This is a genomic window from Mycobacterium sp. TH-M15, from assembly GCF_057473705.1.
This window is the reverse complement of record NZ_JBYCLB010000344.1, coordinates 1-12,699: the sequence shown is the minus strand read 5'-3', so window position 1 is coordinate 12,699 and position 12,699 is coordinate 1. Positions and strand designations below refer to the sequence as shown.

The 12,699-nt window shown below is 70.2% G+C and carries 15 protein-coding genes and 3 pseudogenes; 5 read left to right on the top strand and 13 right to left on the bottom strand.

Translation table 11 applies throughout. The annotated features are described in order from the left end of the window. The 4 genes and pseudogenes from AC2VNT_RS08490 to AC2VNT_RS08475 form a co-directional block, all read left to right on the top strand. Window positions 1-98: hypothetical protein (locus tag AC2VNT_RS08490; RefSeq protein WP_486946434.1), on the top strand; the 98-nt coding region annotated here is incomplete at its 5' end. Between the two features lie 32 nt (window positions 99-130). After that, window positions 131-811 (top strand): annotated as a pseudogene (locus AC2VNT_RS08485) (response regulator). Between the two features lie 35 nt (window positions 812-846). Next, window positions 847-1,098, top strand: coding sequence for an antitoxin (locus tag AC2VNT_RS08480; RefSeq protein ID WP_486946431.1), 252 nt, complete (start codon window positions 847-849; stop codon window positions 1,096-1,098). After that, window positions 1,095-1,529: a type II toxin-antitoxin system VapC family toxin gene (locus tag AC2VNT_RS08475; protein ID WP_486946430.1), complete on the top strand. Its 435-nt coding sequence runs from the start codon at window positions 1,095-1,097 to the stop codon at window positions 1,527-1,529. The genes AC2VNT_RS08480 and AC2VNT_RS08475 overlap by 4 nt, the downstream gene beginning before the upstream one ends. Window positions 1,530-1,541: 12 nt before the next feature. Here the strand turns inward: AC2VNT_RS08475 and AC2VNT_RS08470 are convergent, their stop codons facing one another. From AC2VNT_RS08470 to AC2VNT_RS08440, 7 genes and pseudogenes are all read right to left on the bottom strand, one after another. After that, entirely contained in the window at window positions 1,542-2,495 is a 954-nt protein-coding gene (locus tag AC2VNT_RS08470; RefSeq protein ID WP_486946429.1) for a Ppx/GppA phosphatase family protein, read from the bottom strand. Next, window positions 2,492-2,983 carry a DUF501 domain-containing protein gene (locus AC2VNT_RS08465; RefSeq protein WP_486946428.1) on the bottom strand — a complete coding sequence of 164 codons (492 nt, stop codon included), beginning with the start codon at window positions 2,981-2,983 and terminating at the stop codon, window positions 2,492-2,494. The genes AC2VNT_RS08470 and AC2VNT_RS08465 overlap by 4 nt, the downstream gene beginning before the upstream one ends. After that, on the bottom strand, window positions 2,976-3,626 hold the full coding sequence (locus AC2VNT_RS08460) for an FtsB family cell division protein (protein WP_486946427.1): 651 nt from the start codon (window positions 3,624-3,626) through the stop codon (window positions 2,976-2,978). The genes AC2VNT_RS08465 and AC2VNT_RS08460 overlap by 8 nt, the downstream gene beginning before the upstream one ends. Before the next feature lie 25 nt (window positions 3,627-3,651). Beyond that, the gene (eno, locus tag AC2VNT_RS08455) at window positions 3,652-4,938 is read right to left on the bottom strand and encodes a phosphopyruvate hydratase (protein WP_486946426.1); all 1,287 of its coding nucleotides are present in this window, start codon (window positions 4,936-4,938) and stop codon (window positions 3,652-3,654) included. 76 nt (window positions 4,939-5,014) lie between these two features. Then, a complete protein-coding gene (locus AC2VNT_RS08450) occupies window positions 5,015-5,749 on the bottom strand; it encodes a lytic transglycosylase domain-containing protein (RefSeq protein WP_486946425.1) in 735 nt (244 codons plus the stop codon). Between the two features lie 61 nt (window positions 5,750-5,810). Continuing rightward, complete coding sequence (sigC, locus tag AC2VNT_RS08445; protein WP_486946433.1) at window positions 5,811-6,365, bottom strand: RNA polymerase sigma factor SigC; 555 nt, start codon at window positions 6,363-6,365, stop codon at window positions 5,811-5,813. A 102-nt stretch (window positions 6,366-6,467) separates the two neighbouring features. Then, window positions 6,468-7,145 (bottom strand): annotated as a pseudogene (locus AC2VNT_RS08440) (DUF2275 domain-containing protein); the annotation flags it as partial. A gap of 315 nt (window positions 7,146-7,460) precedes the next feature. Here AC2VNT_RS08440 and AC2VNT_RS08435 point away from each other — a divergent pair. Further along, entirely contained in the window at window positions 7,461-7,871 is a 411-nt protein-coding gene (locus AC2VNT_RS08435) for a DUF732 domain-containing protein (RefSeq protein WP_486946424.1), read from the top strand. An 84-nt stretch (window positions 7,872-7,955) separates the two neighbouring features. Here AC2VNT_RS08435 and AC2VNT_RS08430 read toward each other — a convergent pair whose 3' ends face one another. From AC2VNT_RS08430 to AC2VNT_RS08405, 6 genes and pseudogenes are all read right to left on the bottom strand, one after another. Beyond that, window positions 7,956-8,981: a nitronate monooxygenase gene (locus AC2VNT_RS08430; protein WP_486946423.1), complete on the bottom strand. Its 1,026-nt coding sequence runs from the start codon at window positions 8,979-8,981 to the stop codon at window positions 7,956-7,958. A 110-nt stretch (window positions 8,982-9,091) separates the two neighbouring features. Further along, entirely contained in the window at window positions 9,092-9,373 is a 282-nt protein-coding gene (locus tag AC2VNT_RS08425; RefSeq protein ID WP_486946422.1) for a hypothetical protein, read from the bottom strand. 193 nt (window positions 9,374-9,566) lie between these two features. Then, window positions 9,567-10,766 (bottom strand): PPE family protein, encoded by a 1,200-nt coding sequence (locus AC2VNT_RS08420; RefSeq protein WP_486946421.1) that lies wholly within the window; start codon window positions 10,764-10,766, stop codon window positions 9,567-9,569. A 13-nt stretch (window positions 10,767-10,779) separates the two neighbouring features. After that, window positions 10,780-11,139, bottom strand: a complete 360-nt coding sequence (locus AC2VNT_RS08415; RefSeq protein ID WP_486946432.1) for a PPE family protein, SVP subgroup — start codon at window positions 11,137-11,139, stop codon at window positions 10,780-10,782. A 444-nt stretch (window positions 11,140-11,583) separates the two neighbouring features. Then, a pseudogene (locus AC2VNT_RS08410) lies at window positions 11,584-12,015 on the bottom strand (PPE family protein); the annotation flags it as partial. A gap of 96 nt (window positions 12,016-12,111) precedes the next feature. After that, window positions 12,112-12,699, bottom strand: a 588-nt coding sequence (locus tag AC2VNT_RS08405) for a PPE family protein, SVP subgroup (RefSeq protein ID WP_486946420.1), incomplete at its 5' end; no start/stop codon positions are given.

The following is a 12,699-nucleotide window of genomic DNA, read 5'->3' as shown; positions in this document are numbered from 1 at the left end:
AGGCGATGGGCGGCACCATCCGGGCCACCGACACCCCGGGCGGCGGGCTCACCATCGAGGTCGATCTGGCCGCCCCGGACGAGGAGCGACACCAGTGACTCGCGACGACGATGCGATGCGCAGCACTCCGATGACTCGGGTCCTGGTGGTCGACGACGAGCCGCAGATGCTGCGGGCGCTGAAGATCAACCTTTCGGTACGCGGATACGACGTGGTCACCGCGTCGACCGGCGCCGGGGCACTGCGCGCCGCCGCCGAGCGCACCCCGGATGTGGTCATCCTCGATCTGGGCCTGCCGGACATCTCCGGGGTCGAGGTGCTGGCCGGGTTGCGCGGCTGGCTGAACGCCCCGGTGATCGTGTTGTCGGCGCGCACCGATTCGGCGGACAAGGTCGAGGCGCTGGACGCCGGTGCCGACGACTACGTGACCAAGCCGTTCGGCATGGACGAGTTCCTGGCCCGGCTGCGGGCCGCGGTGCGCCGCAACGCGGCGGCCTCCGAGACCGACCAGCCGATCGTCGAGACGTCGTCGTTCACCGTGGATCTGGCCGCCAAGTAGGTGACGAAGAACGGCGCCGAGGTGCACCTGACCCCGACCGAGTGGGGGATGTTGGAGATGCTGGCCCGCAACCGCGGCAGGCTGGTCGGCCGCGACGAGTTGCTCACCCAGGTGTGGGGTCCGGGGTATGCGAAGGAGACCCACTACCTGCGGGTGTATCTGGCGCAGCTGCGCCGCAAACTCGAGGACGACCCGTCGCGCCCCAGGCATCTGCTCACCGAGGCCGGAATGGGCTATCGGTTCGAGGTGTGACCGGAGACCGAAGTACAGCATGCTAATGTATGTGCATGCCCCCTTTGGAGCACCGACTCCAGATCCTGCTCGACGATGAGCGGCACCGGCGGATCACCGCGATAGCGCGGGAACGCGGAGTCTCGGTGGCGACCGTCGTGCGGGAAGCCATCGACCGGGGCGTCACAAGTCCGCGTGACCGGCGCCGGACCGCGGGGCAGCGAATCCTCGATGCCCCGGATATGCCGGTCCCCGATCCTGGTGACCTGAGGAACGAGCTGGACGACCTGCGGGCAGACCGGCGATGATCGTGCTCGACACGACGGTTCTCAGCTACGCGAAGGGCGCCGACCACCTGCTCCGAGATTCCTGTCGAGACCTGATATCGGCGATCGCGGACGAACGTATCGAAGCTACGACCACCCCCGAGGTGATCCAGGAGTTCGTCCATGTTCGTTCCCGGCGGCGCGACCGCAGCGACGCAGCGGCGATCGGCCGCGCCTACGCCGAACTGCTCTCGCCGTTGCTGAGCATCACCAACGATCATCTGCATCGCGGCCTGACGCTGTTCGAGACGATACCGGCGCTCGGGGCCTTCGACGCCGTCCTCGCGGCGGCCGCCTGCCAGTCCGGCGCAACGGCTCTGGTCTCCGCCGACCGAGCGTTCAGCGACCTGGCCGACATCACCCACATCGTGCCCGACGCTGCGGGCATCTCCGGGCTGCTCGCCGAATCCTGAACGCTCCGTTGGTCAACTCACGATCGACAGGGCGATCCCGTCCAGGATGTCGTGCTCGCTGACGATCAGTTCGCGGATGCCGGCGCGGTCGGCCAAGACACCGGCCAGCTCCTGCACCAGGATCGCTCCCCCACCGATCACGTCGGCCCGTCCCGGGTGCATCGGCCCCAGCGCCGCCCGCTCGGCGCGCGACATGGCGATCACCCGGTCACAGACCTCGACCACCCGATCGCAGTCGATCCGGGAAAGATGAATGGCCGCGGGGTCATACGTCGTCAGGCCTTTCACCAGGGCGCCCAGCGTGGTCATCGTCCCGGCCACCCCCACCCAGGTGCGCGCCCGCTCGACCGGGACCGTCCGCAGCGCCGGGTCCAGCTGCTCGCGCACCACGCGCCGCGCGGTCGTCACCTCGGCTGCCGTGGGCGGGTCGGTGTGCAGGCAGCGCTCGGTGAGCCGGACGCACCCGACGTCGGCCGAGAAGCTGTTCGCCACCCCGCTCACCGGGTCGCCGAGCACGATCTCGGTGGATCCGCCGCCGAGATCGACGACGACGAACGGCGCCTCGGCCTCGGCGAGTTCGCCGACCGCGCCGGCGAAGGAGAGTGCCGCCTCCTCCGCGCCGGTGATTACCTCGGCCACCGCACCGGGGATCACCGAGCCGAGCACCTCGGCCGTCATCGCGAAGAACGCGTCCCGGTTCCCGGCGTCACGGGCCGCCGAGGTGGCCACCATCCGCACCCGGACAACGTCGTTGGCGGCCAACAGTCCGGCATAGTCGGCCAACGCCGCCCGGGTTCGGTCCAGCGCCTCCGGCGCGAACTCGCCGGTCGCGTCGATTCCCTGCCCCAGCCGGACGATCCGCATCTCGCGGTGCACGTCGCGCAGCCGGCCCCGCTCCGGCTCGGCGATCAACAACCGAATCGAGTTGGTACCGCAGTCGATTCCGGCCACCGTATCGCGGCTCACGTCCACTCCTCTCGCACCAGGATTCCGGCCATCGCCGGCTCGACGGCCAACAGCGCCAGCGCCTCGTCGCCGAACGGGTTGACGCCGCGACCCTTGGCCAGCGAGTGCGCGATCAGCGCGTGCAGGCACTTGACCCGGTCGGGCATGCCGCCGGCGGTGGCCGACGTTCCCAGCGGTTCGATCGCGTCCCGTTCGGCCAGGTAGCGCCGGTGCGCCCGCTGGTAGGCGGCGGCCAGCACCGGGTCGCCCCGCAGCCGCTCCGCCATCTGCACCATCACACCGGCGGACTCCAGTCGGCTCGCGGCCGCGGTCAGCGACGGGTGGGTCAGGTAGTACAACGTCGGGAACGGCGTGCCGTCAGCCAGTCTCGGCGCGGTCTTGACCACCGCGGGCTCGCCGTTCGGGCACCGGTAGGCAATCTCGAGCACCCCACGCGGCTCTCGGCCCAGCTGACCGCGGACCGCGTCGAGGTCGGCCAGGTCAACCACCGGGCGGGGCCGGAACGGGCGGAGCCGGAGCGGGCACGTTGGCCGGCTCCGGAGCCGGCGGCGGGCCGTGCGGGGTGTCGGCGATGGTGCGCCACAGCGCGGTGTACCAGGGGTCGCCGCCGGGGGTGGTCGCCGGTTGCTCGCCCGGCTGGGCCGGCACCTGGACGCCGGGCGGCAGCTGAACCTGATAGGGGGTCTCGCCGGGCATGACGAAACCGAGTCGTTCACGGGCCCGGGCCTTGATGTAGGCCGGGTCGGCCAAGTTCGCCTTCTGCTTCTTGAGCTCGGCGATCTGCCGTCGTAGGTTCGCCTCGACCTTGGCCTGCTGCTTGAGCTCGGCATGCTGGGCGAAGAACGTCCGCACCGGGCCGGCGACGGTCAACGTCAGCACGCACACCACCGCCGCCAGAATCACCGCGCGCCGGGCGGTGAAGCCGACCCGCAGTTCGGAACGCCGCTCCGCGGCAAGCGTGATCGCCTGCCTGACCGGCCGCACCGCCTGCTCGACCACCCCCCGGGATGCGCTGGGCCCTCGCCGCGGTGCCGACGATCGACGCGGATGCGCTCGGCCGGCCCGGCCGCCGTGGCCCGGCCGGGAAGCGGCTGAGCGCCGTTTCTGGTTGGGGCGTTTCGGATCGGGCATCGGTCGTCGCGGTTCGGGTGGTCCGCTACCCGGCCGACGGCGAGTACCGCGGGAACGCCAGGTCGCCGGCGTATCGTGCGGCATCGCCGAGGGTCTGCTCGATTCGCAGCAGCTGGTTGTACTTGGCCACCCGCTCGCTGCGGGCCGGTGCGCCGGTCTTGATCTGACCGCTGCCCACCGCCACCGCCAGGTCGGCGATCGTGGTGTCCTCGGTCTCGCCGCTGCGATGGCTGATCATCGTGCGGTAACCGCTGTGGTGGGCCAGCGTCACCGCGTCCAGTGTCTCGGTGAGCGTGCCGATCTGATTGACCTTGACCAGCAGGGCATTGGCCGCGCCCTTGTCGATGCCCTCCTCCAGACGCTCGGGGTTGGTGACGAACAAGTCATCACCGACGATCTGCACCCGGTCGCCGAGCTCGCCGGTCAGCTGCACCCAGCCGTCCCAATCATCTTCGGACAGCGGGTCTTCCAGCGACACCAGCGGATAGGCGCCGAGCAACCCGGCGTAGAACTCGGTCATCTGGGCCGCGCTTCGGGTCTGCTTCTCGAAGCGGTAGCCGGACTCGCCGTAGAACTCGGTGGCCGCCGCGTCCAGGGCCAGCGCGACGTCGACCCCGGGCTTGAGGCCGGCCGCCTCGATCGCGGTGGTGATCAGGTCGAGGGCCGCGGCGGTGCCCGCCACGTTGGGGGCGAAGCCGCCCTCGTCGCCCAGACCGGTGGACAGGCCCTGCTTATGGAGCACCGACTTGAGCGCGTGATACACCTCGGCGCCCCAGCGCAGCGCCTCGGCGAAGTTCGGCGCACCGATCGGCGCCACCATGAACTCCTGGATGTCGACATCGGTGTCGGCGTGCGCGCCGCCGTTGAGGATGTTCATCATCGGCACCGGCAGGATGTGTGCGTTCGGGCCGCCCAGGTAACGGAAGAGCGGCAGCTCGACCGAGTCCGCCGCCGCCTTGGCCACCGCCAACGACACGCCGAGCATCGCGTTCGCACCCAGCCGGGACTTGTCCGGCGTGCCGTCCAGGTCGACCAGCTCCTGGTCGACCAGCCGCTGGTCGTCGGCGCTCATCCCGATCACGACCGGTGCGATCTCGTCGAGCACCGCCTGCACGGCGTTGCGGACACCCTTGCCGCCGTAGCGGGTGTCGCCGTCGCGCAGTTCGACGGCTTCGTGTTCACCGGTCGACGCGCCGGACGGCACCGCGGCCCGGGCGAACGTTCCGTCGCCGAGCGCCACCTCGACCTCGACCGTCGGGTTGCCGCGGGAGTCGAGGATCTCGCGGGCTCCGACCTGCTCGATGATGGGCACTGGATTCTCCTTGTGATGGTGGTCGCTGTCCGGGCCATTGTCGGCTTGTCGGCAGCCTAATCGGCGAAGACCGCTGTCACAGCGAGTGGCCCGCGGCGTACGCGGTAGCCCAATCGCGGACGGCGCGCGCGTAGACCTCCGAGTCGTTGTAGGCGGTCAGCGCGGTGAGCCAGCCCTCCGGGGTGGCCAGATCCTTTCCCCGCCAGCATAAATAACCCGCCGCCGAGAGCGCGGCGTCGTCGATGTTGTCCGGGCTGATGACGCCGTCGTTGTTGGCGTCGACCCCGTAGAGCCGCCAGGTCTCCGGGATGAACTGCATCGGCCCCATCGCCCGGACGACACCGTCTCCGTCCACCTGCTCGACCTGCCCGTCCTCGACGATGCGCACGGTGCCGCCGGAACCGTCCAACCGCACCCCCCGGATCGGCGGGTCGACGTCGCCGTTGCGCTTCAACGTGGCGTGGCTGTAGGTCCCGTGATGGCTTTCGATCTGCCCGATGCCGGCCAGCGTGGTCCAGCCGATGTGGCAGTTGGGGTTCTCCACCTCGGCCACCCGGGCGGCATAGGCGTAGGCCTCCAGCGCGGTGACCGGCATCCGCAGCGCCGGAGCCCGAGCCGCCGCCCAGTCGTGCAACTGGTCGGCGGGACGGCCCTTGGTCCCATGGGTGTCCACCGGCGGCACCGGGTCACCGGCCGGCGGCGGGACGCCTTGCCGGAGCGAGCTGGTCGAGCGCAACGTGCAGCTGGCGACCAGCACCAGCGTTGTTGCTCCCACAACAACGGCCACCCGCAGCCAACGTCGCGTCGACACAGTTCTCCCCTGAGGTCTCACGTGATGCCACCATCGTCCCACGGAAGCCGGTCGGGGTGCCTCACCCGGTCAGGTCGTCGACCTCCGGGTCGGCTAGCAGCGCGTCACGCGCCCGGGCGACCCGGGACCGGATGGTGCCCACCGCGCAGCCGCAGACCGTCGCCGCGTCCTTGTAGGACAGGCCGAACAGCTGGGTCAACAGCAGCGCCTCCCGCTGCTCGGCGGTGAGCCCGGCGATCAACATCGTCACTTCCACCAGGTCTTCGAAGCCCCGCGCCGGGCGTTCCCGGGTGCGCAGTTGCTCCGGGTCGGCGCCGTCGGCCACCCGGGGCCGGGACTGCAGGTAGCGGATGTGGTCGGCGACCACCCGGCGTGCGATCGACAGCAGCCAGGTCCGGGCACTGGACCGGCCGGAGAACCGGCCGACGGCGCCGATCGCACGGAGAAAGGTCTCCTGGGTCAGATCGTCGGCGCTGGCGCCGTCGCAGAGGTACGCCACGAACCGCCACACGTCGTGCTGGGTGGCTTTGATGAACGCCGACAGGGCGGCGGTGTCGCCGCGGCCGGCCGCCACGGCCAGCGCGGTGACCGCGTCGTCGCCACTGCCTCCGGCCATGAACCCAAACCTTAACGGTGCCCGCCCGGCGCGTCTACGACGCATCGTCGTAGCGAGGCTGGACCGGTTCACCGGCCGCAGGTGCGTCCGGCGCCGCCGGGGCTCATCGGCCGGCCGGCGCTCGCCCGGGGCCTCCGGCACCGGCCGCGAACCGCGGGACCCGGACCGGTCGCGCGCCACCAGCAGTGCGAATACCAGACCGGCCAGCACCGGCAGATGACTCGCCACCCGGGCCACGGTCACCTGGCCGCTGTGCGCGTCGGCGGCGACGTAACCCAGCAATGCCAGGGCGAACACCCCGGTGATGGCGGCCACCCCGGGGGCGGCGACGGTCCAGATCCCCGCGGCGATCATCGCGCCGCCCAGCGCCAGCAGCCAGGCGGTGGACTCGTGCAGCAGATGGGCGCCGGTCGCCGCGCCGTGCCCGTGCGCCGACACCATCCCGAAGTCCATCCCGCTGATCTGCGCCGACGCCACCAGCACCTGGAACGCCCCGACGACGATCAACGCCGCCCGCCAGCAGGCCGGCCAGGGGAGGCGACGGCGCGCCGGATCCGGGGTGACGCCGGCGGCGGCCAGGATCTGCTCGGCCAGGTCGGGCCCGTCATCGACGCCGACGTCGGCCGAGGCCAGCCAGCGGGCTTGCGCCGCCGCGCCGATCAGCCAGTTGCGGCAGTTGCGGCAGGATTCCAGGTGGGCGTCGACACCCCGAGCCGGCACGTCCTGGCGCTCGCCGTCGAGCAGTGCCGACAACGTTTCCCGGACCACCTGGCAGCGCATGCTGACATCCTCGCGCATCCGACACCGCCACACAAAGGGTATCCGGCGATGGAACCGAACGCGCCGCGGAGCCGACCATTGGGGGCCGCGCGCCCGGCGGGTTCAGCAGCCAACGGCGCCCGGTAGTAGTCAGACGAGGAACCAGCGGCGCAGTGCTGCGGACAACCCGGTGAACGACGAGTGAACGGGTCTGAAACCTACTGCGAAGCTTGCCTGTTGGCCCTGTGCAGATCCGGCGGACACATCTAGCGTCACGGGTGAGAGCGAGTGCGGCCCGGGAGCAAGCCGCACTGGACAGGCCAGTGAGCAGACGAGGTGACGAAGGTGCCAGAAGAAGCATCGGTTCCGGTGAAAACCCCGCCGCGCCGCGCACTCCTGAACGCCAACAGGACGGTGCGCGCTGCGCAGCTCCTGGCGGTTTCAGCCGGCGCGGCGGCTGCGCTTGGCACGGCTGCGCCGGCCCGAGCCGAGCCCCCTGACCCGTATGTTTATGTCGCTCAAGCATCCGACGACACGTTCCTCAGGGCGATAGACCACCTCGGCCTCGGGTACCTCGGCCCCGACGCGGTGAACACCGCCATGGCCGCCTGTGCGCATATCCGGAGTGGGCACAGTACCCGCGAAGCCGTCGACGGGGTCCGGAACACCTACCCTGGCTTGCCGCTTTTGCAGAGCGCCCACTTCGTAGCGGTCGCGCGGGCAATATACTGCCCCGAAAATGCCTAATGCCCTTGTGCCGTAACGCCTCCGTGGCGATGTCTGGTATGGCCCGGGATTGACCGGCGAAGCGGTGGCCGAAGTCTGCTTGGCTCAGCCTGCGGCCAATTCCACGACGATCTCACCGGCCGGCCCGGGCCGGGCAGCTCGGTAACCGGTTCCGGCCCACAGGCTGACCCCGTGCGGGTCAGCCACCGCGAGCGCCCCGGCTTGGATCGGCGCTGTCAGGTAGTGGACCTCGGGATATCCCAGCGGCGCCACGTCGTCGAGGGCACGGGTGAAATCGTTCTCCAGGCAGCGCCCGTGCCGCCCGGAGAACGCACTGGTCACAACGGTGCCGCCGAATTCGCCGTGCTGCAGTGCCGACCGGTGCACCGGGTCGGTGCCGGCCTCGTCGGCCAGCAGCAGCGCGGTGCCCACCTGGGCGGCCACCGCGCCGCGTCGCAGCACCCCGGCGACGTCGGCGCCGGTGCCGAGACCGCCGGTGGCAACCAGCGGCACACCGGCGTGGGCCGCACCGATCGCCTGCAGCAGTTCGCCCAGCGACTCGGTGCCGGGCGGTACCTCCGGGGCGAAGGTGCCGCGATGCCCGCCCGCACCGGGACCCTGCACGATCAGGCCGTCGGCACCGTGCGCGACGGCGACGTCGGCCTCATACACCGACGTCACCGTGACCAGGGTCGAGATGCGCAAGTCGCGCAAGGTGTCCAGCACCGCCGCCGGCGGTGCACCGAACGTGAACGACACCACCGTCGGGCGAACATCGGCAACCACGGCCAGCTTCTCCGGCCAGCGGTGGTCATCGCCCCGGTGGGGTAGACCCACGTGGACACCGTAATAGCAGGCGAATGGTTCCAGGTGTTCTGCGTACTCGTCCAACTCCGCGATGTCAGCCACACTCGGTTGGGGCACAAACAGATTGACGCCGATCGGCCCCCTGGTCAAATTCCGCGCCGCGTCGATCTCGCCGGCCAACTGCCGTGGGGTCAGGTACCCGCCGGCGACAAAACCCAGCCCGCCCGCGTTGGACACCGCGGCGGCGAGCTCCGCCGTGCTCGGGCCGCCGGCCATCGGCGCAGCCACCACCGGGATCGCAAGCTCTGCGAAGGAGAACACCATCCGGCCAGCCTGCCACGGGTTCGACGGCGAGCGCCGCTACCCGACCGCCACGTCGGTCGTCGACCCCCGCGTCTCGCCGCCGGCTTCTGCCCATACGTGCAGAACGCCGATCACCACAGCGGTGGGCGTGCCATCTCTTCCAGCAGCGGCAGGTATTGCGGGCAGTGCGCCTTGACTGCATCTCCTACCGCGATGCTGGCATCGCCGACGGGCATCCCGGTCTCGTCGACGATCTTCTTCAACAGCAGGACAACCTCCCGCCCAACCGGATCCCGAGCGATGAAGTCACATATCTCGGCACCGTGCGCCGCGGCGTAGGCGGAGGGATCGTCGCCTGGTGGTGGGTCGGCCTGCGCCGGGATGATAAGTGCCACCGACAGTGACCCGGTCACGAACGTCGCCGCCAGCCAGCGTGGCGGACATAGCCCCATGTTGACCTTCCTTGATCGGTCGACTACGCCGACTGCGTCACAACTCGCTTTTGCGAACCTTAGCGACCCACGGCTCACCGGTCTCCGCTCCCGGAAGATCGCGATGACATCGCCCCGGACCCATCGCTCAGGGACCGGTCCGGCCCGGTGACGGCTATCCACCGGAGGACGGACGGGGCATCTGGTACCGGGGCGGCGGGGTCTGCAAGATCGCGCTGACACTGGGACGCGAAGCTTTGCGGGCCGCGGCCGCGCCTGCCGCCGCGACCATCGGTCCCATGGCCGCCGCCGGCCCGGTGCCGGCCACGCTCACCCGCGGCGCCGCCCCGCTGGTCGCCGACGACAGCCACTGCTCGTTGACCGCAGCCACCGGAGTCACCTCCGCCCACGCCGACGGCGCGGACAACCGGCCCATCGCGGTCGCCTCCCCGACGCTGGCACGAACCACCCTTCCAACACCGTCCCCGGCCGTCGATCCGGCGAGTCCGGCCGGCGACGTCGCCGCGGCCAGGCCGGGCGGCGTGAAAGCCGACGCATCGGTAAAGTAGCCCGCAACGTTCAGGATGGCGCTGCCGACCGCTCCGACATCACGCATCGACTCCAAAATCCAGATGTCCGGGATTCCGGTCGCGGAGTTGATATCTTCCAGAAACTTGACGAACGATTGCGGTATCGGTATGCCGACGGGTGCGGATGCGCCCGAACTCGGTGCCGCTGCGGCCGAGAGCTGTTGCGGCACAGTTGAGAGCAGCTGCGATAGGGCCTGTAGATGCGACGCGCCCGAGCCGGTGGCGGAGCTGGCCGCGGCCACGGATGCTCCGGCCGGGTTGGTGGTCTGCGGAGGCTGGGTGACCAGCGACAGCTGCGTCGCCATCGACGACGCCGCCGCGTAGCCGTACAACGCGTGGGTGTTGTTCGCCCACATCGCCTGGTGCTCCGCCTCGACCGTCGCGATCCGTGCCGTGTTCTGCCCCAAAACGTTCGTCGCGACCAGATGCGCCAACAGCGCCCGGTTGGCCGCCACCGCGGCCGGCGGGGTAATCGTCGCATGCGCCGTCTCGAAGGCGGCCGCGGCCGCTCGGGCCTGACCGGCCGTCTGCGCGGCCACGGTGGCCGTCGATTCCGCCCAGTCCGCGAACAGTGCCGCCCCGGCGGCCATCGCCTCCGCGGCGCGGCCCGCCCAGACCTCGCTCTGCAGCTCGGCGATTATCGACAGGTATTCGTGGAGGAACTGATTCAGCCCCGCCGCAATCGCATTCCAGCCGCTCGCGACCGCCATCATCGGCGCCGATCCGGGGCCCGCGTAGAGCTCCGCCGACGTCACCTCCGGCGGCATCAGCCCGAAATCCAGCATGCGCACCCCGTCGCTATCCGCCGACAGCCGGCCGGGGCATCCGGAAGCGGCGATCCCGCATGCGGAGGACGGCGTTGCTGGTGTCGCGTTGCCCCGGGGACCCCATCGGACCCAGAGACGGCGGCTGGTACGGCGTGGGCGTCGCCGAATTGGCCAGAACACCCCGCGCTGTCTCCGTCGACTGCGATCCGGAGACGTCGTCTGCCACACCGACGGACTGACCGGGTGACGAGGCAGACGCCCAGCTCCGAGGAACCGACAGTGTTCCCACCGACGCCGCCTTGCCCGTGCCGGCCAGTGTCGTACCGTTTCCGCCCAAGAAACTCAGGGCGTCGGCTTCGCCTGCATAGAGGAACGGCGGCGTCCTCGGCATGGTCATATGGCTGAACCATTTGGGAATCGTAACGTTGTAATCAAGCTGATCGCCCAACGTGACGCCGCCGTTATAGAAATTCTTGTTGATGGCCGTATTGAAAATATTGTAAAACTTTTCAAACGTCTGCCAATTGGTGATGTAATAGTACTGCGACGACGCCGACGAACCCGTAGTCGCTGTGGGAGAACCTGCAGTCGCCGTGGAAACAGCCGAGTTCGATCCGGACGACACTGCGGCATGTGTCGAACTCGACCCCGTCGAGATGCCGTGCTGTGGAACGGCCGACATCACCTGTGCCAGCGGGTCTGTCTTTTGGGCGGTCGGGTTGGATTGTGCGCCGGGAGTGGTGACCTGCGGCGGCGCCGCAACCGGCTTCAATATGGCCGTCGCGGGCAACGCGGATCCGGCGTAGCTGTACATGGCCGCGGCGTCTTGAGCCCACATCTCCGAATACAACGCCTCGGTGGCGGCGATCGCCGGCGTGTTCTGTCCGACGAAGTTGGTCGCCACCAGCGTCGCCAGCAGTGCGCGGTTGGCCGCCACCGCGGCCGGCGGCACGGTCGCCGCGTGCGCCGCCTCGTAGGCGGCCGCGGCGACACGGGCCTGACTGGCCACCTGCTCGACGTGGACGGCGATGCCGTTGGCCCACGCCACGAACGGTGCCACCGCAGCGGCCATCGCGACCGCGGCCGGACCAGACCAGAACAGACCCTCCAGACTCGCCAACTCGGTCAGATAGCGCGCCACGAACGACTCCCACTGCGCACCGGCCGCATCCCAGGCCGTCGCGGCCGCCATCATCGGCCCCGACCCCGGACCGGTGTACATCCTGGTCGAATTCACCTCGGGTGGCAGCGCCGCGAAATCCAGCATCACCATTCGCTAACTTTCACTGTCGTCGCGGAACCAACGGACATAACGCTCCCTCGTGACGGATTCCTCGGGGCCAGCCCGGCCGACGGACCGCAGCTACCCACCGGCGGAATGACGGGGCATCTTGAAACGTTTCGGCGCGACCCGCAACATGTTGCTGACGATGGGGCGCCCGATCATCCCGGCGGCCGCCGCGCCGGCCAGCCCGGCCATCGGCCCTACCCCCGCCGTGGGCTGGAGGCCGACCGTGTCCGCCTCCAACGCCGCCTCGGCGTCCGACAACCACACCGGATCTTCGGTGGCCGCGGCCGCCGGTGCCGTCTCCGCCCACGCCGGCGGCACCGACAACGGCCCCACCGGACCCGCCGTGCCGACACCGGCGAGTACCGGCGAGCCGGCCAGTCCCGCCGACGGTGCCGCTCCGAACGTGACCGGCGCCGTCGCGCTGGCCAGTCCCATCAGCGGGGAGTACATGGCGGCGTCGGCGAAGAGCCTGAACGCGATCATGCCGGCTGCGCTGGAGTTGGCGGCGGTACGAACCATCGCCGCGGCGAACGAGATGGGAGCGTCCAGGGTGTTGGCGGTCCCCAAGCCGTCCAGCAGCGACTGCGGTACCGGGATGCCGAACAGGGTGGAGCTGGCCGAACTTGCCGCCGCGCTCGGCGTTGCAGCCTGAGGCGCGGC

Excerpts from the sequence above, each read along its gene's own strand:
- AC2VNT_RS08480 (WP_486946431.1), top strand. The coding sequence starts at position 847 with ATGCCCCCTTTGGAGCACCGACTCCAGATCCTGCTCGACGATGAGCGG.
- AC2VNT_RS08475 (WP_486946430.1), top strand. The coding sequence starts at position 1,095 with ATGATCGTGCTCGACACGACGGTTCTCAGCTACGCGAAGGGCGCCGAC.
- AC2VNT_RS08460 (WP_486946427.1), bottom strand. The coding sequence starts at position 3,626 with ATGCCCGATCCGAAACGCCCCAACCAGAAACGGCGCTCAGCCGCTTCC.
- sigC (WP_486946433.1), bottom strand. The coding sequence starts at position 6,365 with ATGGCCGGAGGCAGTGGCGACGACGCGGTCACCGCGCTGGCCGTGGCG.
- AC2VNT_RS08430 (WP_486946423.1), bottom strand. The coding sequence starts at position 8,981 with ATGGTGTTCTCCTTCGCAGAGCTTGCGATCCCGGTGGTGGCTGCGCCG.
- AC2VNT_RS08420 (WP_486946421.1), bottom strand. The coding sequence starts at position 10,766 with ATGCTGGATTTCGGGCTGATGCCGCCGGAGGTGACGTCGGCGGAGCTC.
- AC2VNT_RS08415 (WP_486946432.1), bottom strand. The coding sequence starts at position 11,139 with ATGCCGAGGACGCCGCCGTTCCTCTATGCAGGCGAAGCCGACGCCCTG.